Raw genomic sequence first — 17131 nt, 5'->3', positions numbered from 1 at the left:
GGTGACCCGGTGGGAGGCGCAACCCGCCGGGCCCAGGTGTGTTCCGCACCCACCGGTGACTGCCCCGGCGTCGCGTACGTCCGGTCACCCTCGCCCTGGTCCGCACAAGGAATCCCCATCACAACAGGGGAGAAGGACAATGGCGCGACCCATCACGCTCTTCACCGGCCAGTGGGCCGACCTGCCGTTCGAGGAGGTCTGCCGGCTCGCCTCCGAGTGGGGCTACGACGGTCTGGAGATCGCCTGCTGGGGCGACCACTTCGAGGTCGACAAGGCGCTCGCCGACGACTCGTACGTCGAGCGCAAGCGCGAGACCCTCGCGAAGCACAACCTTCAGGTCTTCACGATCTCCAACCACCTGGTTGGCCAGGCGGTCTGCGACCACCCGATCGACGAGCGGCACCAGGACATCCTGCCCGGTCGGATCTGGGGCGACGGGGAGCCCGAGGGGGTCCGTCAGCGGGCCGCCGAGGAGATCAAGGACACCGCGCGGGCGGCGGCGAAGCTCGGGGTGAAGACGGTCGTCGGCTTCACCGGTTCGTCGATCTGGCACACCCTGGCGATGTTCCCGCCGGTGCCGCCGTCGATGATCGAGCGCGGCTACCAGGACTTCGCCGACCGGTGGAACCCGATCCTCGACGTGTTCGACGAGGTGGGGGTGCGGTTCGCGCACGAGGTGCACCCGAGTGAGATCGCGTACGACTACTGGACGACGAAGCGGACGCTGGAGGCGATCGGCAACCGGCCCGCGTTCGGGTTGAACTGGGACCCGTCGCACTTCGTCTGGCAGGAGTTGGACCCGGTGAACTTCATCTTCGACTTCGCCGACCGGATCTACCACGTGGACTGCAAGGACGCGAAGGTCCGCACCGGAGATGGCCGGCGTGGGCGGCTCGCCTCGCACCTGCCCTGGGCCGACCTGCGCCGCGGGTGGGACTTCGTCTCGACCGGGCACGGCGATGTGCCCTGGGAGGACTGCTTCCGCGCGTTGAACGCGATCGGCTACACCGGCCCGATCTCGGTCGAGTGGGAGGACGCCGGGATGGACCGGCTGGTCGGTGCCCCGGAGGCGCTGCAGTTCGTCCGCCGGCTCGCCTTCGACGCCCCGACCGCCGCCTTCGACGCGGCGTTCAGCAGCAAGGACTGACCGGACTCCGGACAGACCACGGGCCGGTCGCCTTGCGGCGACCGGCCCGTCGACGTGCGATCGGTCAGAGCGTGCTGGCGTTCGTGCCCGAGCCGGACGGCTTGGTGCGGGGGGTGGTGGCCGACGGCGACCCGGAGGTCGTGCCGACCGTGCTGGTGCCCGCCTTGGCGCCCACGGTGGCGGGCGTGCCGGCGAACGCGTCGTCGGCGGCGGTCAGCTCCTGCTTGCCGGTGCTGCCGTTGCCGGTGCCCAGCTTCTCGCCCAGTTTGGTCTGGCCGAGCTTGTCCTTACCCTCGCTGTAGAACTTGTTGGCCTGGGCCTGCGCGACTCCGGCCGCCTCCTGGACGGTCGGGTGGTCGAGCACCTTGCGGCCCCGAACAACGAGCTCCTCGTACTTTTCCCGGCCGGCACGGGCGCCCAGGACGAATCCCGCAGCCAGCCCGCCAAGAAACATGATCTTTCCGCGCATGGCGGCTCCTTCCGTACCTGACGCGCCGTCGCCTCCGTCGAGTTGCCCCGTCGGACGGCGACCAATCCGCGCCTGCGTCCTCTGTCCGCAGCTAACTACCCATCCTGCTCTCCGCTCAAGCATGCTTGTGCCCGGATGGCGATTTACCCCGATTATCGATGCGTCGCGGTCCTGACCTGGGACGTCTTGATCATCGGTGGATGGGCGGAACCCACTGGACCACCACCGGGCAATGTCCTGTACTCTTGTCCCGTCGCACGGCGTCGGTGAGATCCGGAGTCGCGCGGTGCACGGTCCCCTGTAGCTCAATTGGCAGAGCAGCCGGCTGTTAACCGGCAGGTTATTGGTTCGAGTCCAATCGGGGGAGCTTCTCCACCCAGCGCCCGTCGACAGTACGCCGACGGGCGTTTTCGTGTACGTGGCCCGGTTTCGCCCTCCCTCGACCTGCTCGCCCGGCAGGATGGTCAATGTCGACCCGGACTCCCGCTGCGTCGATTGATGCGTCGATCCATGAGGTGAGTGCGGATGTCCGGACGAGGCGGCAGGGCCACGCTGATCGCAGTGGCGGTCGTGCTGGCCTGGCTGGTCATCGGCGGCGTGGCCGGGCCGTACGCCGGGCGCCTCAGCGAGGTCGCCACCAACGACAACGCCGCCTTCCTGCCCACCGACGCCGAGGCGACGCGCGCCCAGGACCTCGCCGGCGAGTTCGTCGACCGGGAGACCATCCCGGCTCTGGTCGTCTACGAGCGGCCCTCCGGGATCACCGACGCCGACCGGCAGCGGGTGAGCGCCGACGCCGCGCGATTCGCCCAACTGCCCGGAGTGGTCACCCCGCTGCCCCCGCCCATCCCCAGCGAGGACGGCCAGGCACTCCAGGTCGTCGTGCCGGTGGACGACGCCGAAGGCGAGGAGATCGGCACGGTCGTCGAACAGCTCCGCGACATCACCGGCGGCGACCGGGACGGGCTCGCCGTGGACGTCTCCGGCCCTGCCGGCCTGCTCGCCGACCTGATCGAGGTCTTCTCCGCCATCGACGGGCCACTGCTGCTGGTCACCCTGGTCGTGGTGCTGATCATCCTGCTGGTCGTCTACCGCAGCCCGGTGCTCTGGATCTTTCCGCTGCTCGCCGCCGGGATGTCGTACGCCCTCGCCTCGGTCTTCGTCTACCTGCTCGCCGACGCGGACGTGGTCAAGCTCAACGGGCAGGCCCAGGGCATCCTCACCGTGCTGGTATTCGGGGCGGGCACCGACTACGCGTTGCTGATGATCGCCCGCTACCGGGAGGAGCTGCACCGCCACGACCGCCCCTGGGACGCCATGCGCACCGCGTGGAAGGGCGCCGCACCGGCCATCATCGCCTCCGGTGGCACGGTCATCGTCAGCCTGCTCTGCCTGCTGCTGTCCAGCCTCAACTCCAACCGAGCGCTCGGCCCGGTCGCCGCCATCGGGATCGCCGCCACCCTGCTGGTGATGCTCACCTTCCTGCCCGCGCTGCTGGTGCTCGGTGGCCGGTGGGCGTTCTGGCCCCGACGGCCCCGGGAGGATCAGGCCGACCCACGAGCCGAGCACGGCATCTGGAGCCGCATCGCCGGCTTCGTGGCCCGGCACGCCCGACCGATCTGGTTGAGCACCGCGGTCGTACTGGCCATCCTCACGCTCGGCCTCACCCAGCTCGGCGCCACCACCCTCGGCCAGTCCGACCTGTTCACCCAACGCACCGACTCGGTGGACGGCCAGGAGGTCATCTCCCGGCACTACCCGGCCGGCACGGGCAGCCCGGCCACCATCTTCACCACCGAGCAGACCGCCCGGCAGGTCACCCAGGTGGCGCAGGGCGTACCCGGCGTCGCCGAGGTCCGCCCGCTCACCGCCGGCCCGCAGACCGGCCCGCCCAACCCGAACGCCACACCGAAGGTCGTCGACGGGCGGGTGCAACTGGAGGCGACCCTGGCCGACCCGCCCGACAGCGACGGCGCCGAGCGGACCATCCGCGAGCTGCGGGTGGCCGTACACCAGGTGCCCGGCGCGGACGCGGTGGTCGGCGGCTTCACCGCGATCAACGTGGACACGTCCGACGCCGCGAAACGCGACCAGAACGTCATCATCCCGGTGGTGCTGGTGGTCATCGCGGTCATCCTGGCCCTGCTGCTGCGGGCACTCCTCGCCCCGGTGCTCCTGATCGCCACCGTGCTGCTCAGCTTCGGGGCCACCCTCGGCCTCTGCGCGCTGCTGTTCCGCCACGTCTTCGACTTCCCCGGCGTGGACTCGTCGTTCCCGCTGTTCGCGTTCGTCTTCCTGGTCGCACTCGGCATCGACTACAACATCTTCCTGATGAGCCGGGTCCGCGAGGAGTCGGTCAAGCGCGGCACCCGCGCCGGTGTGCTCGCCGGCCTCGCCGTCACCGGCGGGGTGATCACCTCCGCCGGCATCGTGCTCGCCGCGACCTTCTCCGCCCTCGCCGTCCTGCCACTCGTGGTGCTGGTCGAGTTGGGTACCGCGGTCGCGGTCGGGGTACTGATCGACACGATCATCGTCCGGTCGCTGCTGGTGCCCGCACTCGCGTACGACATCGGGCCGAAGATCTGGTGGCCGGGCCGGTTGTCCCGGGCGAACGGTGAGCGGGAGGCGCGCGGTGGTGGCTGAGACCGACGTGGTCATCGTCGGCGGCGGCCTGGCCGGCCTCGCCGCCGCCCGCCGACTGCACCGCGCCGGCGTGCCCTGGCGGTTGTTGGAGGCCAGCGGTCGACTCGGCGGCCGGGTCGCCACCGACGAGGTCGACGGTTACCTCATCGACCGTGGTTTCCAGGTGCTCAACACCGCCTACCCCCGGCTCGGCACGCTGCTCGACACCGACCGGCTCCACCTCGGGTACTTCACCTCCGGTGTGCTGGTGCGCAAGGGCGACGACCTGCTGCGGCTGGTCAATCCGTTGCGCGAACCGACCGGAGGACCGGCCACCGTGCTCGCCGGGATCGGCTCGTTGCTCGACCGGCTGCGCTTCGCCGCGCTCGCCACCGGCTGCGCCACCCTGCCCACGTCCCGGCTGCTCACCGCGCCGGAGACCAGCGCCGAGACCGCGCTGCGCCGGGCGGGCCTCTCCGACGCCATCATCGAGGAATTGCTGCGACCGTTCCTGTCCGGTGTGTTCATCGATCGGGAGCTGGCCACCTCCAGCCACGTACTGGCGATGGTGTTGCGCTCCTTCGCCCGCGGCCGGATCGGCCTGCCCGCCGAGGGGATGGCCGCGTTGCCCCGGGCCATCGCCGACCCGCTGCCGGCCGACCTGCTCGACCTGGACACCGGAGTTGCGGAGGTCACCCCCGGCCGGGTCCGCACCCAGGCCGGCGACATCCACTGCCGGGCCGTCGTGGTCGCCGTCGACCCACCCGCCGCGTCCGCGCTGCTGCCGGCCCTGGCGACGGTACGCATGCACAGCTACACCACCTACTACCACAGCGCGCCCGAGCCGCCGCTCACCGAGCCGATCCTGCTCGTCGACGGCGACCGGCGGGAAATCGTCGCCAACACGGTGGTGCTCAGCAACGCCGCCCCGACCTACGCGCCCGCCGGACGGCACCTGATCGCCACCTCCGTGGTGGGCGCGACCCCCCCACCGGAGCCGACCGTACGGGCCGAGTTGACCCGGCTGTACGGCCGATCCACCGCCGACTGGACCCACCTCACCACCGTGGCCGTCCCGAACGCGCTGCCCGCCGCGCCGCCACCACAAGGGCGGCTGCGTAAACCCGTGTCGTTGGAGGAGGGGCTGTTCGTGGCCGGTGACCACCGGGACAGCCCATCGATCCAGGGCGCGCTCGCCAGCGGCTGGCGCGCGGCCGGAGCCGTGCTGGACGAGCTGCGCGTCGGCTGACCGCCGTTCCCGGGCTGACCCGAGCGCGCTGTTATATTCCTGTAGCCCATCGTGCTGGTACAGGCGTGGGCACCGGCCGGCTCGGTGCTGGCTGCTGATCGCCGAGCGGGATAAGATCCGGCGCGGTATCGGGGCGGTAGCTCAGCCGGTTAGAGCAGGGGACTCATAATCCCTCGGTCGCGGGTTCGAGTCCCGCCCGCCCCACCAGCCGTTTTCCCTGGTCAGCCATGCTGCCGACGACCCGGACGCACCGCATCGAGCTCTGGGCCGACACCCTCAGTCCGCACTGAGTCCGCAGCAGCACGACCCGCCGCCCGGTCGAGTCGGTCCGCCACCTGGTCCAGGTCGTCCTCGAACAGGTCCGCGTACACGTCCAGCGTCATGGCCGCCGAGGCGTGCCCGAGCATCCGCTGCACCGCCTTGACGTTGGCACCCTCGGCCACCGCCAGACTGGCCGCTGTGTGCCGCAGCTCGTGCGGCGTCAGGCCAGCGAGCCCGATCGACTTCGCAGCCCGATCGAAGACGCGGCGACGGAGGTTGTTGTTGCGCAGCACCTCGCCGGCCGGGGACGTGAACAGCAGCTCGTCACCCGTGCGGCCGGCGATCTGTGCGGCGATCGGCTCGACCAGGAACCGGGGGAGCGGCACCGACCGGCGCTGGTGTGTCTTCGGCGTACCGAACACCGCCCGACCGTTGACCTCCGTCACCGACTCCGCGACCAGCAGCCGTCGCTTCACCAGGTCCACCCGACGCACCCGAAGCGCCGCCAGCTCACCCCACCGCAGCCCGGTATAGGCCAGCACCCGGATGATCAGCCCGTGCGGCTCTGCCGCCGTCGCCAGCTCGCCCACCTGGACGTGGGTCAGGAACACCTTCTCGGAGTGTCCGACCCGGGGCAGCCGCACACCTGCCGCGACGTTGCGAGTCAACCGGCCATCCCGGAGCGCCAGCGCCAGCAGCAGTGAGAACTGGGTCTGAGTGCCTGACCGAGCACGCGGTAGCCCGTCTATACAGATCGCAGGCGCCCGAGAATCCTTCGGGCCTCGTCGCGCACCCCGGCGTCTTCATCCGTCGCCAGGTCCCGAAGTTGCTTGGTCAGGCGGTCTGCGCCCGCGGCCGTCATCCAGTCAGGGTTGCAGTCAAGAGCAGCCTGGATCTCTTCGGCGGTGGCTTCGGCGGCGGCATAGCTACGGGCTAACAGCACAAGGCGTAGGCCCATGGCGTCTTTGCGTTCCAGCAGCGCCTCGGCCGTTTCCCAAGTCACCGCAGTGTCTTGGGAATCTAGGAGCAGGCGATGGAGGACGTCAGCTACCTCGTCGATTCCGCGAGATCTCGCAAGATGCCGCCCGGCTGCGGCGCGAACCGACCAGGTAGGCGAGTCGGCATTCCTGATCGCCGTGCCCAGCTCTTGATCGTCGGAAAACACCATGCAACCAGACTGCCAGGAGTGCTGCCACTGGCGCTGACCGGCGACCTGCAAGGCAGAGGCCGGCCAACCTGACCACCTCGTGGCAGCGAGCAGTCCGCATTCAGTCCGCAAGAGGTCGACGGGCGGTGGGGGAGCGGTGAGAGATGTCGAGAGGTGTTTCCGCTGGTGGGAGGCCACTTGTGCAGGTCGCAGGATCGCCCGTCTTGATCTCGTAATCCCTCGGTCGCGGGTTCGAGTCCCGGCCTACCACACAATTCCCCTGGTCAGTCATGCTGCCGACGAGGAGATCCGCCCCAGTGGGAACTCGCAGACGGTGCGCCACGGGCTTAGGCCCGACGTTCCGGCGATGAGGTGAACCATGTCGACGGCCGCGTTGATCGGCAGCTGCGCGGAGACGGTTTCCGCAGCGTGGCTCAGTGTGGGCTTGGGGGCGTCCTGGCCGATGGTCAGGTGCGGCACTACCTCGGTGTGTTCCCCGGCATATGGGGTGGTCTCGGGCAACCGCTGCCACACCGCCGCAGTGAGGTTCCGGAACGGACGGTCTGGCTGCGGTGCAAGCCATACGACAGTGTCGCCGAACCAGCCGATCTGAGTCAGCGCAACGTCGAACCGCCGTATGCCGGCAATGGTCGCGCGCAGCACGGTCAGGGTCTGGTCGTTGATCTGCTGCGGAGGCAGAAACGGGTAGAGGACGGTCACGTGCGCCGGCACGCCCCATGAGGCGGCCGGGTCGAGAGATTCCCGAAACCGACCTACCGCGTCCTCGGCCTCGGGTATCGGCACGATGAGCGCCGTCTGTGTCGGTTCCATCCCGGCAGTTTCCCGATCAGATCCGGTGCTGGCTACGGAGTTTCGCCACCGATGCTGGGTAGGGGCAGCATGTGGACAGATTCGATTATCTGCCGACCCTATGGAGCGACCACTTGAGCACGCTCTGACGGCGGCTGGACGCCGCCGGTCACCCTGTCGGTATGAGGAGATGGCAACGCCCGTACTCTCTCGACGCCGCGACCGCCCTCGCAATGCTGGGGCTGGTCGGGGTGGCTGGTTTCGCCACGTTCCTCGCGATCGTGTACGTGCGCGAGCGGGCGGTGCCCGCGCCGGTCGCGGTCCTTTTCGGAGCGTGGCTGGCTGTTTGCTTCGCCGTCGCCGTACGGCAGGCGATGCTTGGCGTCTACGTCAGCGCGGACGGCATCCGTTCCCGGACCCTCCTGAGCACCATCACGGTGCCCTGGGAATCGGTGTCGGCCATCCGCAGCGGTATCGCCACCATCGCAGGTCTGGACATGGGCCGCTCCGCGATCATCATCGAGCGGACAGACGGGGTGTCGGTCCAGACTGCGCTCCAGCGCGGTGACCTGCTTCGGCCGTTCACGTTCCGGCCCGAGCTGGGGAGGCTGGCCACCTGGCCAGAGCACTACGACGAGATCCTGGCGACTCTGCGGGAACACCACCGCGACGCGCAGCCCCGGCATCGTGCGCAGACCGGTGTGCCTGCGTCGCCCTCCACCGCCGGTGCCGGGACGACGAGCCAATCCGTCGGCGTCGGCAGGACCGATATCACCCGTGGTGGTCCATCCGCTGACCAGCGGCGGGACATTCACGCGCTGACCCGGCAACACCAGCGTGGTGCGCTCACCGACGCCGAGTTCGCGGCGGCACTGGCGAAGATCCAGCGCACGAGCGGTACATAGCAGGCGCAACGCGGTATCCAGACGCGTGCCGAAGCGCGGCGGGCACCAAGCCGTGCGCCGTCCAGGTATTGACCGGGCAGTCGGGGCTGACGCGGTTATCCTCTTCAGGTGTTGGTCCGTGAAGATCGTTGACACGAGTCCGGCATTTCGAAGGGACTATCGACATGCCCCGTGTGGTACCGGCGGTCATCCGCGCACTCGACATCCTCGAACTGTTCCTGGACACCCCCCAACTGTCGGCCCGCCAGGTGATGGAGCGGCTCGACCTGCCCCGCACCACGGTCCACGAACTGCTCGTCACGCTTGAGGCTCGCTCGTACCTGATCTCCGTCCCGGGCCAGCCGGTGCAGTATCGGCTCGGCATGCCGCTGTTCCAGCTCGGCGCGGCGTTTGCCGGCCGGCTTGACCTGGTCCGTGAGGCGCAGGGCGTCGCACGGGACGTGGCCGCCGCGTGCGACGAGGCGGTCCACGTGGCCGTGCTCGACGGTGCCGACGTCATCTACCTCGTCAAGTTCGACAGCACGCACCCCGTCCGGATGGTCTCTGCGGTCGGGCGGCGGCTGCCGGCCCACTGCACGGCGGTCGGCAAGATATTGCTATCGGGACTCGATAAGGCAAGCCTGGACGCCGTCCTGTCGAAGGGCGCCCTGCCGGGCATGACGTCGGACAGCATCACCGACCCGGACTGCCTACGCGCGCATCTCGATCGTGTCCGGGCGGAGAACGTCGCGGTCGACATCGGCGAGTCGGACAGCGCCATGCGCTGCGTCGCTGCGGCGATCCGAGACCATTCTGGCGCAACCATCGCTGCGATGAGCCTCTCCGCGCCGATCATTCGCTGGACCCCCCAGGCGCACGTGGAGTGGACCGAGCTGGTCCGCGAGGGCGCGGCCACGCTGTCCGCCCGCATGGGCTACCGGGCCCAGTCTCGATAGCCGGTTCGCCGTTCTCGGACCGAAACGCCATTGAAACATTGACATTCCTTACGGCATTGCTCTAGCGTCGCGTCCACTCGATACGGTATCTCGAACTCAGTTCGAAATCTCGAACGGCGGTGGTCCGTGACCCGACCGACCTGGAGCGTCAGCGCCGCTTTCTCGACCCAGTCCCCGATCCCCTCATGCGTGTCGCGCCGCCCAGCGAGCGGCGTGTCGACGCTGTTCGTCGAGGGCGGCAAGGGCGGGCCCGACGCCACCGTGGCAACCCCACCAACTGCAACGACGAGCGTGCGAACGCATTGATCAACGTGGGCGACGTGTCCGTGGTCGCCGACAAAGAGACACACCTGGAGCACGAGGATCGCAGCGTCGTCAAGTACGCCTTCGGCGTGCAGCGGCGCCGGAAAATAAAGGAGGCGAATGTCCATGGAGGACAACCCGGTGTGGTCCCGGCGTGGCTTTCTGGGGGTGGGGGTGGGGGTGCTCGGCGCGGCAGGTCTGGCCGCGTGTGGGGGCAGCTCCGAATCGCCCACCAGGGTGCAGCCGGAAGTTCCGCAGGAGCTGATCGACGCCGCAGCGGCGCTGAAGGGCTCCTCGATGGGGATGCTGTCGCAGAAGCTGTACTCGACGGCGGCGAACGATGCCCTCGACAGCTCGATCAAGAAGTTCGCCGACACCACCGGGACGAAGATCGAGAACAGCCTGGTTCAGGCCGACGCAGGTGATGTGGTGGCCAAGATCGACGCCGAGGTCAAGGGTGGGGTGGCGCGTGACCTGGCGTTCATGACCGACTCACGGTTCGTCGCGCAGTTTCAGGCGCTGGGTGACCTGGAGGACGTGACGGACGTCGTCAAGGTGCTGACGGCCAAGTACGGCGAACCCTGCGCCGAGGCCAAGAACTTCTGCGTCTTCGACGGCAAGTGGTTCGCGATCCCGTACCACTTCATCGGAATCGGGTCGTTCCTGCGCAAGGACTGGATGCAGGACAAGGGCATCTCCCCCAAGGACATCTACAGCTGGGAAGAGCTGCGGGATCTGTGCCTGGAAATCTCCGATCCGGGCAAACGCCGGTTCGGCTGGGGCATGACGGTGAACCGGTCCGGTGACGCCAACGGCATGATCGAGGCACTGATCAACGCCTACGGCGGGTCGATCGCCTCGAACGACGGCAGGAAGGTCACGTTCAACTCGCCCGAGACGGTGCAGGCGGTGACCTTCCTGGGCGACATCTACACCAATCCCAAGTACAAGCCGATGCTGCCGCCGGGGGTGGCCAGCTGGACCGACACCAGCAACAACGAGAACTGGCTCGCTGGAGTCCTCGGTTACACCCGCAACCAGTTCAGCGTCTACGCGGACTCCAGGACCAAGAAGAACCCGGTCTACGCAAACACCCACGTGTTCTCCGACTGCATCGGGCCGGCGACCGACAAGCCTTTGCTGCTCGGCCAGTCTCAAGGTTTCGTTGTCTTCAAGGGTGCCAAGAACCCCGCGCTCGCCAAGCTCCTGGCGCAGTACCTGGTCAGCGCGCCCGCGCTGCTCGGGGTGGCGAAGGAGGCGCCCGGCCTGGTGATGCCCGCATGGGAGAAGGTCTGGGACGCCGACCCGTTCTTCACCAGCGGCGACCCGGCGTTCCCCATGCTGCGCAAGATCACCCAACTGTCGCTGCCGCTGTCCACGACGAACGGCCTGGCCTTCCCGCAGAAGGCCAGTGCGGGCCAGCAGGCCGTCGGTGCGGCCTATGTCCTCACCGACATGATGCAGCAGATCGTCCAGGGCGCGGCGCCCGCGCAGGCCGTGACGGCCGCCCACGCGAAGATGGTGCAGATCTTCAACCAGCAGGGGCTGCCGCAGTGAGGTCTGTCCGTCCTGCGCGGGTCCCGGCGGCGAGGAACTCCCCGCCGCCGGGACCCGGCTCTCTCACCGCGATCCAGCGACGGCTGGGCCGTGACTGGCGGCTGGCGGCACTGTTCCTGGCGCCCATGGCCGTGCTGGTCGGCGGTCTCGTTCTCGTGCCGATCGCCCGGTCGATCATCACCAGCACCACGGAACGGCACGGGCAGGACGCCGTGTTCGTCGGCCTGGACAACTACCTCGCGCTCGTCGGCGATGAGCAGTTCCACACGGGCGTGGTGAACTCGTTCGTCTTCACCGCGTACGCCGAGGTTTTCAAGGTCGTGCTGGGCCTGTCCGCGGCCCTGCTGCTGCACCATCGGCGCCGTGGGCGGGCCGTGCTGGCCGGGTTGCTCCTGGTGCCGTGGGTGGTGCCGACGGTGGTGACGGCGTTCAGCTGGCGCGCGCTGCTCGACCCAATCTTCGGCAGCGTCAACACTCTGCTCACCGCTACCGGGATCGGGCCGCTGCTGGCCAGCGCGCACCTGGTCGACAGCTGGCCCGCGGGCTGGCTGTCCGACCCGTCGCTGGCCATGCCGTCGGTGATCCTCGTCAACGTCTGGAAGGGGGTGCCGTTCTTCACCGTGTGTTTCCTCGCGGGGCTGAAGGCCATCCCGGCGGACCTGTACGAGGCGGCGACCATCGACGGAGCCTCGTCGTGGCAGCGGTTCTCCAACGTGACGCTGCCCGGACTGCGCCACGTGATCACCGTGACGGTGACCCTGTCGTCGATCTGGACGTTCAACAACTTCGACCTCGTCTGGTTGTTGACCCAGGGCGGCCCGGGCGACGTAACCGCGCCGTACGTGCTCATCGCGTACTCGAAGGCGATCTTGCAGTTGCAGTATGGCGCGGGGGCTGCGGTCACGCTCGTCATGCTGCCGATCATCGGCGGGCTGGTGTTCATCCTGGTCCGGTTGTTGCGCCAGGACACCAACATCAAACTTCCTCGGAGAAGCCGGGCAGCGCGGTGGATCGGAACGCGGCGGTGGGCTCCGACGGCGCGGAAGGCGCTGCCGTGGGTCGTCGCCGCGGTGGTCACCGGTCTGCTGGCCTGGGCATCGCCGCAGATCTTCTGGAAGGCGGCGGTGGTCCTCGGGGTGATTCTGCTGATCGCGGCGGCGGTCGGCCGGGTGGTCTCGACCCTCCAGTCGCGAGGCGGTCGTCGGTCGTCGTCCCTGGTGTCGGGCCTGGGGTCCTGGGTCGCGCTGGCCGGGTTGCTTCTCTTCGTGCTGGGCCCGCTGTACTGGATCGCCGTCACGGCCTTCAAGTCCGAGGGCCAGGTCGTCATGCGCACCGACGACCTGTGGCCAACGCCGTGGACCCTGGAGCAGTTCGGTGCCCTCTTCGCCAACCAGCCGTTCGGCCGCTGGTACCTCAACACTCTGCTGGTGTCCGCGGCGTCCACGGCGGTGGCACTGGTCTGCGCCGCCCTGGCCGGCTACGCGCTGGCCCGGCTGCGATTCCGCGGGGCGCAGGGCTTTACCGTCACGGTGCTGCTCACCTACGTGATGCCGGGCGCGCTGCTGTTCATCCCGTTGTACCAGATGCTCATCGGCGCGCGGCTCACCGACTCGTTGTGGTCTCTGGTGGTGACGTACCCGACCTTCACGCTGCCGTTCGCCACCTGGCTGCTGGTGGGGTACTTCTCGTCGATCCCCATCGAGCTGGAGGAGGCAGCGCTGGTCGACGGCTGTACTCGCGTCCAGGCGTTCGGCCGGGTCGTGCTGCCCCTCGCCAAGCCAGGGCTGCTGGCGGTCGCGCTCTTCACCCTGACCAATGCCTGGAACGAATTCCTCTTCGCCTTCGTGTTCATCACGAAGGACGAGTACAAGACGCTCCCCGTGGGGATGCAATCGATGATCGCTGGAGACGTCGTGCCGCAAGGACAACTCGCCGCGGCGTCGCTGCTCGTCAGCATCCCCGTGGTGGTCATGTACGCATTCGGGCAGCGCTTCCTAACCGAAGGGCTCACCGCAGGCGCGGTGAAGGGCTGATCTGGCGCACCGGCAACGAGACGGAACTCATCCGGTGCCGAGTAGCGGCTGTTCAGCGTGACGCTGCGCTCAGTCCCATGGTGGCGGCCAGGCGGGCCACGTCGGCTGCGGTGGGGCCGGCGCGGAGCACGGCGGTGAGTGCTGCCCGGGAGGCGGGGCGGATCCGCGTCTCCATGGGGGCGATACGGTCGGCGGCGACCAGGGCGCGGCCGGCGGCGTGGGGGTCGCCGAGGTCGAGGTGCGCGCGGGTGACGTCGATCAGGTGAGCGGCTCGGTATTCGGCGGGCAGTAGGTGCCAGGCGTTACCGCTGGTGGCCCGTTGGTGGATGACAACGGCCAGTTGGTGGTCGCCGATCCACATCGCGACCAGGGCGCGGGCGAGGTCGACCGGGGTGGGGCCGAACGCGGTGCCGTCGTGGTGACGCTCGCCGTCAGCGCAGGCGAGGTGAGCCACGCGCTCGGTGAGTTCGCCCGCGGCGCTGGCGTCTCCGCTAACGGCGGCGGCGAGCGCGGCTTCGATCAGCAGGGTTCCCGTCAGGACGGTTCCGTCCGGCCGGGAGACCTGGGACGGTGCCAGGTCGAGCTGGTGCACGGCCGTGACGGCCGCCGTCATCGCCAACCTGCCTTGGCAAAGAGCCCGCAGTGCCTGCGCGAGAGAGATCGTCGCGAGGCCGGCACGCCAGGGGTCGCCAGCGGCGGCGCTCATGGCCCGATCGGCGGCCAGCCAGGCCAGGTCGGCCTCGCCGACCTTGACCAGCACCTGGGCGGCGAGCCGGTACACGCGCACCAGCAGGGCGGCGGCGCACGCGTTTCCCGTCTGCGTGTGGCAGACCTGGCGGCTGGCATCGAGCAGGTCGGGCAGCAGTCGCAACACCCGGGGATGGTGACCGTGACGGTACGCCGCCCACGCGTACCCCGCCTGGTCGTCGAGCTGAGCCAACGACGACGCCGGCCGGCCGTCGTTGCCGGAGCCGGGTATGTCGTGGCGGGCCAGCGCAGCTCGGACGCGTTCGACGTCGCCGCCGGTGTCGGTGACGGGCTCGCGCGCGACCTTGCCCGCGAGCAGGACGTCTGGGGCGACGCCGAGGGCTGCGGCGACCGTCTCGATCACCGAGAGTCGGTCGAGGGTACGCACCCCTCGCTCGACTTTGTCCACCCAGCTCTTCGATTTGCGGATCCGGTCGGCGAAGACCTGCTGACTCATTCCGCGACGCATCCGCAGCTCCGCCATCCGCCGCCCGATCGGCGGCTCGTTGTCGTTGCGCCGGCCAGGCCCGGTCATCACTTCCGCGCCGTCGGCGGTGGGAGGGCTTCAGTGCTGGCCCCGCAGCTCGGACACCATCGGGACTTGACCCGGAACGCGAGGAGTCCGAACAGGAAGCCCGGCACCAAGCCGCCGAACACGACCGACACGACTTCGGACACCATGCGCACGCTCGCTTTCTGACGAAGCCGAAGGCCGGGGGGTCGCCGCGCCCATGACTCTCTGCCAGCCGTGCACGCTGCGGTGACGCTCCGTGGCCGACGGTAGCCAGGGTTGCGCATCATGTGATGCAATGCAAGGAGTTCCGCATGATCGACACCACGAGCATGTGAGTCAAGGCAAGTAGAAGCGCTGAGTGGGTGCAGAATCACGACATGCCTCGATTTACGCCCGCGACACCGCGCTCCCGCAGACTTGGCCGGGAGCTACGCAAGCTCCGCGAAGCCAAGGGCCTGACCGGTGATGGAGCCGCCGACATCGTCGACTGCTCACCGTCCCGGATCAGTCGGATCGAGTCGGGCGAGATCAGACCTCGCGTCGGTGACGTCATGGAACTGCTGGTCGCGTACGGCGTCAAGATTGACGAGGAGCCGGGGACCTCGCTGCTCGATCAGGCGCGCGGTCTGCGTGAGGACGGCTGGTGGCAGCGCCTCGGCGGCAAGTACGCCACCTACATCGCGTACGAGACCGAGGCCGTGGAGCTCAAGAACTTCGAGCCGATGCTCGTGCCCGGTCTACTGCAGACCGAGAGCTACGCCCGCGAGGTCAACGTCATCGGCCGGGAGACCGACCCAGAGACCATCGGCCAGCGGGTTGCCGCCCGAATGACCCGGCAGGAGGTGCTGCGCCGGCAACCGACTCCGCTGCGGATGCACGCCATCCTCTCCGAGGCATCACTGCGCACCGAGGTCGGAGGCCCGGATGTGCTGCGCGAGCAACTCGACCACCTGGTCACGCTGAGCCGGCTGCCGAACGTGACAATCCAGGTGCTGCGCTTCGAAGCCGGTGCCCACCTGGCGATTAGCAGCGGCTTCGCCCTGCTCAGCTTCGAGCAGGACGAGCCGCCATTGGGCTACATCGAAACCCTGGCCGGCGAGCTGTTCCTTGAGTCGAGCCGCGACCTGGCGCGGCTGTCGGCGGCGTACGACAATCTGAAGACGCTGGCGCGGTCGCCCGCCGAGTCGATCAAGTTCATCAAGGAGCTGAGTACGCATGGAACGTAACGCCTGGCGCAAGTCGAGCCGCTCCGGCAACAACGGCCAGTGCGTGGAGGTGCGTGAACGAGGTGCCGCGGTCGACGTCCGCGACTCCAAGGCCCCCGACGCCGGGATGCTGAGCTTCAAGATCGCCGCCTGGGACGCGTTCGTCGGCAGCATCAAGCTGCCGCACTGACTCGCCGCCCCGGCCCGCGCAGTGTTGGTGATGGGCAGACGCTTGTTCTCGGCGACGAACCGACCTCCACCACAATTTTTCACGGACCGACGGATCTTGGTTGATGGATCTATGTCGACTCCGAAGCAGACGTGATCCGCCTCATTCCCGGTGCGGTCGAGACAGTCGACTGGGAAGACGTCGACACGTGGACGAGCAGCGGATCGCGCAGCTGTGCGACTCCGCGATTGGACGCGTCCAGCTTGAACGCCGCGCGGACTGACTCGCGCGGCGGGTGGGGGCATATGTGAGTCGCTCTCACTGTGAATTGACCCCTTGACGATATTCCGACCATTCGGCCTTATGCGCAGGTGGGCGAGGTTCGGTTGGGTCCTTCCGCGCGGTGAGCATGCCGGTCAGGCCCGTTCGGCGGCTGACTCAATCCTGCCGCTGTGGCGTCCAGACTGTCCGGTTCGACCGGGCCTGCTGCCGTGGCATCCTGCGCGCCGAGCGGCCAAAACGCCTGTCGCCAAGCCGACAACGCTCCTGACCTAGCGCATTCCAGCAGCAAGCATCAACCGAGCCACTCGCATACCAAGGAGTCGCCGTCGGCTTACACGCAGCTGTTGAACTAGCCACGCAGAAAGCCTGTGTGGCCGCAATCATCCCGAGCATTCGCAGCTTTCTGGCAGCATGGCTGCGCCTCGCTAACGCGCCTGCCCTTGGGGAAGCTGTGCATCCAATGCAACTGGATCGCCCTGACCTTTGCACTACGCCCCGTAGAGCAATACCTGATCGCGGTTCTGTCCATCATCGGCGGTGACTCGATCTTTTTCGCGCAGACGGCCTGGCGTGGCGTCTCCCGGCTACCACGTGTTTGGGTTGGCTCCACTTGCATCGGGGCTCTCTGAAGCACTAAGACGTGTGACCCTGCTTGATGCGACAGCGCAGCGGCGTCGAGAAGAAGCTGAAAGCTACTGGCTGGTGTCGTCCCGTTGACGCTGCTGTCGGAAATCCGATCCATAGACCGACCTCACGCGCCCTATCCTGGAGGGCTT

General features: G+C 68.4%; 14 protein-coding genes and 2 tRNA genes. 11 read left to right on the top strand and 5 right to left on the bottom strand.

Annotation, left to right across the window (positions count from 1 at the left end; all coding sequences use genetic code 11):
• Positions 1-139: 139 nt before the first annotated feature.
• Positions 140-1147, top strand: coding sequence for a sugar phosphate isomerase/epimerase family protein (locus PCA76_RS25445; RefSeq protein WP_272612956.1), 1008 nt, complete (start codon positions 140-142; stop codon positions 1145-1147).
• A gap of 64 nt (positions 1148-1211) precedes the next feature.
• On the opposite strand, the gene PCA76_RS25440 is transcribed toward PCA76_RS25445, so the two are convergent.
• Positions 1212-1616 (bottom strand): hypothetical protein, encoded by a 405-nt coding sequence (locus PCA76_RS25440; RefSeq protein WP_272612955.1) that lies wholly within the window; start codon positions 1614-1616, stop codon positions 1212-1214.
• Positions 1617-1910: 294 nt separating this feature from the next.
• Here PCA76_RS25440 and PCA76_RS25435 point away from each other — a divergent pair.
• The 4 genes from PCA76_RS25435 (at position 1911) to PCA76_RS25420 (ending at position 5694) form a co-directional block, all read left to right on the top strand.
• Positions 1911-1983, top strand: a tRNA-Asn gene (locus PCA76_RS25435).
• Between the two features lie 158 nt (positions 1984-2141).
• The gene (locus PCA76_RS25430) at positions 2142-4259 is read left to right on the top strand and encodes an MMPL family transporter (protein ID WP_272612954.1); all 2118 of its coding nucleotides are present in this window, start codon (positions 2142-2144) and stop codon (positions 4257-4259) included.
• On the top strand, positions 4249-5487 hold the full coding sequence (locus tag PCA76_RS25425; protein WP_272612953.1) for an NAD(P)/FAD-dependent oxidoreductase: 1239 nt from the start codon (positions 4249-4251) through the stop codon (positions 5485-5487). The genes PCA76_RS25430 and PCA76_RS25425 overlap by 11 nt, the downstream gene beginning before the upstream one ends.
• 130 nt (positions 5488-5617) lie before the next feature.
• Positions 5618-5694 (top strand) — tRNA-Ile (locus tag PCA76_RS25420).
• A 14-nt stretch (positions 5695-5708) separates the two neighbouring features.
• Here the strand turns inward: PCA76_RS25420 and PCA76_RS25415 are convergent.
• From PCA76_RS25415 to PCA76_RS25405, 3 genes are all read right to left on the bottom strand, one after another.
• A complete protein-coding gene (locus PCA76_RS25415) occupies positions 5709-6416 on the bottom strand; it encodes a tyrosine-type recombinase/integrase (RefSeq protein ID WP_272612952.1) in 708 nt (235 codons plus the stop codon).
• A gap of 77 nt (positions 6417-6493) precedes the next feature.
• Entirely contained in the window at positions 6494-6916 is a 423-nt protein-coding gene (locus PCA76_RS25410) for a hypothetical protein (RefSeq protein WP_272612951.1), read from the bottom strand.
• A gap of 267 nt (positions 6917-7183) precedes the next feature.
• Entirely contained in the window at positions 7184-7726 is a 543-nt protein-coding gene (locus PCA76_RS25405; RefSeq protein ID WP_272612950.1) for a 2'-5' RNA ligase family protein, read from the bottom strand.
• A gap of 161 nt (positions 7727-7887) precedes the next feature.
• Between PCA76_RS25405 and PCA76_RS25400 the strand changes: the two genes are divergently transcribed.
• The 4 genes from PCA76_RS25400 to PCA76_RS25385 all read left to right on the top strand — a co-directional run bounded on the left by PCA76_RS25400 (position 7888) and on the right by PCA76_RS25385 (position 13438).
• Positions 7888-8610, top strand: a complete 723-nt coding sequence (locus PCA76_RS25400; protein WP_272612949.1) for a hypothetical protein — start codon at positions 7888-7890, stop codon at positions 8608-8610.
• A gap of 164 nt (positions 8611-8774) precedes the next feature.
• Positions 8775-9545, top strand: coding sequence for an IclR family transcriptional regulator (locus PCA76_RS25395; RefSeq protein ID WP_272612948.1), 771 nt, complete (start codon positions 8775-8777; stop codon positions 9543-9545).
• A gap of 423 nt (positions 9546-9968) precedes the next feature.
• Positions 9969-11405, top strand: a complete 1437-nt coding sequence (locus tag PCA76_RS25390) for an extracellular solute-binding protein (RefSeq protein WP_272612947.1) — start codon at positions 9969-9971, stop codon at positions 11403-11405.
• Complete coding sequence (locus PCA76_RS25385; RefSeq protein WP_272612946.1) at positions 11402-13438, top strand: ABC transporter permease; 2037 nt, start codon at positions 11402-11404, stop codon at positions 13436-13438. The genes PCA76_RS25390 and PCA76_RS25385 overlap by 4 nt, the downstream gene beginning before the upstream one ends.
• Positions 13439-13490: 52 nt before the next feature.
• Here the strand turns inward: PCA76_RS25385 and PCA76_RS25380 are convergent, their stop codons facing one another.
• Positions 13491-14720 carry a helix-turn-helix domain-containing protein gene (locus PCA76_RS25380; protein ID WP_272612945.1) on the bottom strand — a complete coding sequence of 410 codons (1230 nt, stop codon included), beginning with the start codon at positions 14718-14720 and terminating at the stop codon, positions 13491-13493.
• Positions 14721-15076: 356 nt separating this feature from the next.
• On the opposite strand from PCA76_RS25380, the gene PCA76_RS25375 reads away from it, so the two are divergent.
• Positions 15077-15925 carry a helix-turn-helix domain-containing protein gene (locus PCA76_RS25375; protein ID WP_272612944.1) on the top strand — a complete coding sequence of 283 codons (849 nt, stop codon included), beginning with the start codon at positions 15077-15079 and terminating at the stop codon, positions 15923-15925.
• The gene (locus PCA76_RS25370; protein ID WP_272612943.1) at positions 15915-16094 is read left to right on the top strand and encodes a DUF397 domain-containing protein; all 180 of its coding nucleotides are present in this window, start codon (positions 15915-15917) and stop codon (positions 16092-16094) included. Before PCA76_RS25375 ends, PCA76_RS25370 begins: the two co-directional genes overlap by 11 nt.
• The last annotated feature ends 1037 nt before the right edge of the window (positions 16095-17131 follow it).

Source organism: Micromonospora sp. LH3U1 (assembly GCF_028475105.1).
Classification (GTDB): domain Bacteria; phylum Actinomycetota; class Actinomycetes; order Mycobacteriales; family Micromonosporaceae; genus Micromonospora.
Note: the sequence above shows the minus strand (reverse complement) of the source record. Positions and strands in the feature narration are given on the sequence as shown.

Coding starts and splice junctions, on each gene's coding strand:
- PCA76_RS25370 (WP_272612943.1), top strand. CDS start 15,915: ATGGAACGTAACGCCTGGCGCAAGTCGAGCCGCTCCGGCAACAACGGC.
- PCA76_RS25430 (WP_272612954.1), top strand. CDS start 2,142: ATGTCCGGACGAGGCGGCAGGGCCACGCTGATCGCAGTGGCGGTCGTG.
- PCA76_RS25380 (WP_272612945.1), bottom strand. CDS start 14,720: ATGACCGGGCCTGGCCGGCGCAACGACAACGAGCCGCCGATCGGGCGG.
- PCA76_RS25445 (WP_272612956.1), top strand. CDS start 140: ATGGCGCGACCCATCACGCTCTTCACCGGCCAGTGGGCCGACCTGCCG.
- PCA76_RS25405 (WP_272612950.1), bottom strand. CDS start 7,726: ATGGAACCGACACAGACGGCGCTCATCGTGCCGATACCCGAGGCCGAG.
- PCA76_RS25375 (WP_272612944.1), top strand. CDS start 15,077: ATGCCTCGATTTACGCCCGCGACACCGCGCTCCCGCAGACTTGGCCGG.
- PCA76_RS25400 (WP_272612949.1), top strand. CDS start 7,888: ATGAGGAGATGGCAACGCCCGTACTCTCTCGACGCCGCGACCGCCCTC.
- PCA76_RS25395 (WP_272612948.1), top strand. CDS start 8,775: ATGCCCCGTGTGGTACCGGCGGTCATCCGCGCACTCGACATCCTCGAA.
- PCA76_RS25390 (WP_272612947.1), top strand. CDS start 9,969: ATGTCCATGGAGGACAACCCGGTGTGGTCCCGGCGTGGCTTTCTGGGG.
- PCA76_RS25440 (WP_272612955.1), bottom strand. CDS start 1,616: ATGCGCGGAAAGATCATGTTTCTTGGCGGGCTGGCTGCGGGATTCGTC.
- PCA76_RS25410 (WP_272612951.1), bottom strand. CDS start 6,916: ATGGTGTTTTCCGACGATCAAGAGCTGGGCACGGCGATCAGGAATGCC.